Origin of the sequence: Novosphingobium rosa NBRC 15208, from assembly GCF_001598555.1 — a bacterium.
Taxonomy (GTDB): domain Bacteria; phylum Pseudomonadota; class Alphaproteobacteria; order Sphingomonadales; family Sphingomonadaceae; genus Novosphingobium; species Novosphingobium rosa.
Genome location: NZ_BCZE01000193.1, coordinates 1 through 568 on the forward strand (window position 1 = coordinate 1; position 568 = coordinate 568).

1 protein-coding gene is annotated in these 568 nt (G+C 65.1%); it reads right to left on the minus strand.

The window, feature by feature from the left end; genetic code table 11:
* Window positions 1-565 (minus strand): FAD-dependent monooxygenase (locus SR3_RS30370; RefSeq protein ID WP_174549220.1); only part of this gene is annotated, 565 nt, incomplete at its 3' end.
* Window positions 566-568 lie beyond the last annotated feature (3 nt).

Sequence of the window (568 nt, forward strand, 5' to 3'; positions counted from 1 at the left end):
CATCGACCACCAGCCATGGCTCCTCGAAATCCAGATCGTCCAGCGCCACGCCCAGCGCCTTGCGCACCGGGCTGCGCGAACCGTCTGCGGCGATCACCCAGCGGGCCGACAGGGACTGGTCCTTGCCATCCTGCGTGTAGGCGATGTGGACTGCGCCATCCTCCTGAGTCAGGCCGGTGAATTCTGCGCCCAGCTTCAGCTGAACATGGCGCATGCCCGCAAAGCCCTCGCGCAGATGGGCTTCCAGCTCGGGCTGATAGAAGAAGTAATCGTTGGACCAGCCGAAGGGCCGGGCCATGCCCACCGTGCCCATATAGCGGATCACCTGAGACGCAGCGCCGACATGCAGATGCCCGTCGGTATCGGCCATATCGCCCAGCACCCGGTCGATCACGCCCGCCGACTGGAACAGCCGCATCATCTCGTGATCGAGATGCACCGCGCGCGGCAGCGGGTAATGCGCCAGCTCTTTTTCCAGCGCCACCACGCTCAGCCCCTCGCGGCCAAGCAGGTTCGCCGCCAGCGCGCCGACAGGCCCGCAGCCAATGATTGCCACGTCAAACATGTT